General features: G+C 46.2%; 3 protein-coding genes. All 3 read left to right on the plus strand.

The genetic code is table 11. The features are described from left to right. The coding region (locus KH813_RS06345) for a cobyric acid synthase (protein ID WP_303994508.1) at positions 1 to 1,389 on the plus strand (1,389 nt) is incomplete at its 5' end. Then, complete coding sequence (gene cbiB, locus KH813_RS06350) at positions 1,386 to 2,348, plus strand: adenosylcobinamide-phosphate synthase CbiB (RefSeq protein ID WP_303994509.1); 963 nt, start codon at positions 1,386 to 1,388, stop codon at positions 2,346 to 2,348. The genes KH813_RS06345 and cbiB, both read left to right, overlap by 4 nt. Then, positions 2,345 to 2,881, plus strand: a 537-nt coding sequence (locus KH813_RS06355) for an adenosylcobinamide-GDP ribazoletransferase (protein WP_303994510.1), incomplete at its 3' end; no start/stop codon positions are given. The genes cbiB and KH813_RS06355, both read left to right, overlap by 4 nt.

Raw genomic sequence — 2,881 nt, forward strand, 5'->3', positions numbered from 1 at the left:
GATGAGATCGGTCGCGCGCAAGTCGCACAAGCGGAAGCGGCGGGGATGGATCCCATCGTGCAAATGAATCCCGTGCTCTTAAAGCCATCCGGAAATCAGACATCGCAAGTTGTCTTAATGGGGAAACCGGTTGGAGTTTACAGTGCACGTGAATACCATGAACACTATAGTCTGACTGCGTGGGATAAAGTTAAGGAAAGCATGGATTATCTGCGTAATCATTTTGATGTAGTGGTGATTGAAGGCGCGGGAAGTCCCGCGGAAGTGAACCTCAAAGCGACAGATATTGTTAATATGCGTGTAGCGCTGGAATTGAATGCGCCGGTTGTCCTGGTCGCCGATATTGATCGTGGCGGCGCGCTGGCTGCTGTGGTAGGCACTTTGGAGTTATTGTCTTCGGAAGAACGCGCCCACGTAAAAGGAATTGTTATTAACAAGTTCCGTGGTGATATTAAGTTGTTGGAACCTGCCATCGATTTTTTGGAAGAGAAGACCAAAATTCCCGTGCTTGGAGTAGTGCCTTATCTGCAAGATTTGGGGATTGATAACGAAGATTCCGTATCCTTGGCAGACAAAAAGCTTTCAGCGCAGGCAAAAGAACTTGAAATCGCAGTTTTGCAAACACCGAAAATTTCCAATTTTACGGACTTTGACGTATTCAGTCATGAACCCGATGTAGAAGTGCGCTACGTTCGTCGCGGCGACAGTATCGGGCATCCGGATGTGATTATTTTACCGGGGAGCAAAAATACGACAGAAGACCTTTTGTATCTGAAACAGTTTGGTTATGTAGATGAAATTCGTCGTCTTGCTAAAGAAGGTACACCTGTCATAGGAATTTGTGGCGGTTACCAAATGTTGGGTGAAGAGATTACAGATCCGCAACACGTCGAAAGCAAATACGACCGTATTGACGGCATCGGACTTTTACCTCTTTCCACGGAAATGGCAGGAACCAAAACTACCAATCAGGTAAAATTCTCCTGTCGGGACTTTTCTTTTTTGGATTTACATGCGAATTGGGATGACCTTGCGGGCTACGAAATCCACATGGGAAAAAGTGTTTTTACCCACCATGATACGGCTGCTTTCCACATTACTGAACGCAGCCTGCATGAAGTTGATATCCGGGACGGCTTAGTAACCGCAGACGGTAATTGTTTCGGAACCTACATTCATGGCATTTTTGATAATGATGAGTTGCGCCGAGGCATTTTAAACGCGTTACGAAAGAAAAAAGGTTTAGCGCCACTTCCGGTGCAATTTCGTTTACAGGAATATAAAGAATCCGAATATGACCGCTTGGCTGCCACAGTTCGTGAAGCATTGAATATGGATCTGGTGTATGAACTGCTGGAACTTGCACCAACGAAAAATGTCATAAAATGACAACCTACCTATATTGTGCAGTGCCATTTCTGGCTCTGTTAGTCGATACTTTAATCGGTGATCCCCGCAGTCGCTTTCATCCGGTTGTTTTGATCGGCAAAGCGATAAGTTTTTGGGAGTCTGTTTTTTTCCGTCCCCGAGTCGGTGCTAAAAAAACAATTTATGACGGCGTATTTTTAGTCATCGCCGTTTTATTGAGTGTGGCCTTACCGGTGTATATTATTCTGTTTGTTTTGGCGGAAATCCATTATACAGCATACATTATTGGTTCTATTTTCATTCTTTATATCACGATTACACCACATGCTTTAGCTCGTGATGCAAAAAAAATTTATCGCTGCCTTGCCGATAGAAATCTTCCGGAAGCACGTCGTCAATTAAGTTGGATAGTGGGGCGTGATACAGCACACCTTGGAGAAAGCGAAATTGCCCGCGCTACGATTGAAACCGTAGCAGAAAATATTGTCGATGGGATCATTTCACCGTTGTTTTATTTTTGGTTGCTGGGACCGTTGGGGGCTGCTCTATATCGTGCGATCAATACCATGGATTCGATGGTGGGATATAAGAATGAGCGGTATCTGTATTTCGGTCGCGCGGCGGCAAAGCTGGATGATGTGGTTAACTGGGTGCCGGCTCGTTTGACGGCAGGATTACTGTTGGTGAGCAGTGCCGTACTGGGATTTTCAGCTCGGCAGGCCTGGTTGATGATGCGTCGTGATGCGCATACACACCCCAGCCCGAATGGCGGTTACAGTGAAGCTACCGTTGCGGGTGCACTGGGGATTCGCCTGGGAGGCTATAATCAATACCAGGGGAAAACGGAATTTCGGAGTTACATGGGTGATCCGCATGAGAAAATTCAGCGCTTTCATATTCGTAAGACCGTGCAGTTAATGTATGTCAGCACTTTTTTCGGAACGCTTTGTATCACGTTGTTATTACTAGGTGAACTATGAAGCCCTTTTTAATTGGATTACAATTTTTAACACGCTTTAAAATCGTTCGCCAGGAAGTCTGGCCGGATGATCAATTCGGCGCCTCAGTTGCATATTTTCCTTTGGTCGGATTAGTCATCGGAATTTTTCTCGCGCTGTTGTATTGGCTTACTGCCGGTTGGTTTGATTCGTTCTTGATGGCTGTACTGCTCGTTTTGGCCGAAATGACTATTACCGGCGGCTTGCACGCAGACGGATTTATGGATACATGTGACGGCTATTTCTCGGGACGCAGTCGGGAACGAATGCTGGAGATAATGAAAGACAGCCGCGTTGGCGCGGAGGGAATTGTCGGCTTCGTTTTCTTAGTGTTGATAAAAATCGGTTTATATATGAATATCTCCGGACCGCTTTGGCCGTTACTGATCATCATGCCGATGATCAGTCGCTGGCTGATGAGTTGGACGATTGTGCGCTTTCCTTACGCACGTTCGCAGGGAATGGGGAAGGCTTTTGCGGACAATGCTCCCGCATATACGCTACAGGTAGCTACA

Origin of the sequence: Negativicoccus succinicivorans, from assembly GCF_018373335.1 — a bacterium.
GTDB lineage: Bacteria > Bacillota > Negativicutes > Veillonellales > Negativicoccaceae > Negativicoccus > Negativicoccus succinicivorans_A.

Coding starts and splice junctions, on each gene's coding strand:
- cbiB (WP_303994509.1), top strand. CDS start 1,386: ATGACAACCTACCTATATTGTGCAGTGCCATTTCTGGCTCTGTTAGTC.